This is a genomic window from Flavobacterium sp. (assembly GCF_029242675.1).
GTDB lineage: Bacteria > Bacteroidota > Bacteroidia > Flavobacteriales > Flavobacteriaceae > Flavobacterium.
Window position 1 is genome coordinate 1 of record NZ_JAQWTM010000210.1, and the last position, 1599, is coordinate 1599.

General features: G+C 34.5%; 1 protein-coding gene and 1 pseudogene. One reads left to right on the forward strand and one right to left on the reverse strand.

Annotated elements, in window-relative coordinates; genetic code table 11:
• Positions 1-312 (reverse strand): annotated as a pseudogene (locus tag P8M54_RS07940) (alpha-amylase); the annotation flags it as partial.
• A gap of 328 nt (positions 313-640) precedes the next feature.
• On the opposite strand from P8M54_RS07940, the gene P8M54_RS07945 reads away from it, so the two are divergent.
• Positions 641-1599 (forward strand): OstA-like protein (locus tag P8M54_RS07945; RefSeq protein WP_300286987.1); only part of this gene is annotated, 959 nt, incomplete at its 3' end.

The following is a 1599-nucleotide window of genomic DNA, read 5'->3' on the forward strand; positions in this document are numbered from 1 at the left end:
CGCTGTATAATCCCGTATCACGGCATGATGCGGAACGCCTGTAAACCAAATATAATTAACTCCTAAGTCCTTTATTTCTTGTAAAGCGAGCGGTGTAAAATCATTGAACTTCCCTACTCCATTCTCCTCAATGGTACCCCACGGTTTGTTGGTTGTATTTTTATTTCCAAAAAGTCGTGTAAATACTTGGTAGACTACTACTTTTTTTTCTCCTATCCTGTCTTTTTGGTCCTTCATTTTCAAATCTTTCATTTTACACCCTATCTGCAGTAGTGCTAGCGACAGCACTCCAATCACAATTTTTTTCCTCATTACTCCCTTTTGTTTTCAGAATTAGTATCTCTGCCCAACCATTACTTAAGGTTAGCCAAATAAACCAATTTTTAAATTTAATGTATTTTTTTAAAATGAGAGGCACTAGTACTTTTAATATTGAGGTAAATAAATGGTATTTGCGTACTACAACGTGTGAGTACTATTATATGTTTATAAGTTGTAGGCTTCAAATTCGTAAAATAACAAGACCAACCTCCTAACATCCATAAATAAATCCTAATATCGAGTAGGATTGTTTCCTTTTTCATAAATTTGACAAAAAATAAATCCATTGAAGAAGTTCGTTTTTTTCTTTACCGCTATACTGAGTTTACTAGCCAGCAAATCCACTTTTGCGCAAGCGCCTAAGAAAATTAATGTAGAGCATTCAGACTATTTTGATGTCAATCAAATTGCCATTCCAGATGCCATTTTGTTAACCGGAAATGTACGCGTTAACCATGATGGTGTGGTCCTTACTTGTAACAAAGCGTATTATTTTCAAAAGGAGAATTATATAAAAGCTTTTGGAAACGTACAATTGGTACAAGGTGATACGCTTTTCTTAAACAGTAAATACGCTGAGTACAGCGGTAATGCTAAAAAAGCATTTGCTACCGGTGAAGCCTTTATGAGTTCACCTGATGCAACCTTGGCTACAGACACTATTAATTTTGACCGAAACACACAAGAAGTATACTATAACACTAAAGGAACGATCGTTAATAAAGAGAATACTTTAGTTAGTAAATCAGGGAAATATTATGTGTCCCAAAAAAAGTTTCAATTTTTAACAGCGGTAACAATCACTAATAAAACCTATGTTATTAAATCCAATCATTTGGATTATTATACGAATTCAGGTCATTCCTACTTGTTTGGTCCATCGACTATTACAAGCAAATCCAATTATATTTATACTGAAAAAGGTTTTTATGATACTAAAAAAAACCTTGCCCATTTTCTGCGGAAATCCTATATAAAATATGATGACCGACTCATCCAAGGCGACAGCTTGTACTATGATCGTAACCGAGAATTTGCATCAGCGACTCGAAACGTAAAAATCACGGACTCGATTAATAGAGGAATTGTAAAAGGACATTATGCCGAAGTCTACAAGCAAAAAGATTCCATGTTTGTCACTAAAAGAGCAGTCGCCATCAACTTTGTCGAAAATGATTCGGTTTACATTCACGGAAAACGATTAATGGTAACTGGAAAAGAAGATAACCGCATCATTAGAGCATATAATAATGTTCGTTTTTACAAAACCGACATGAG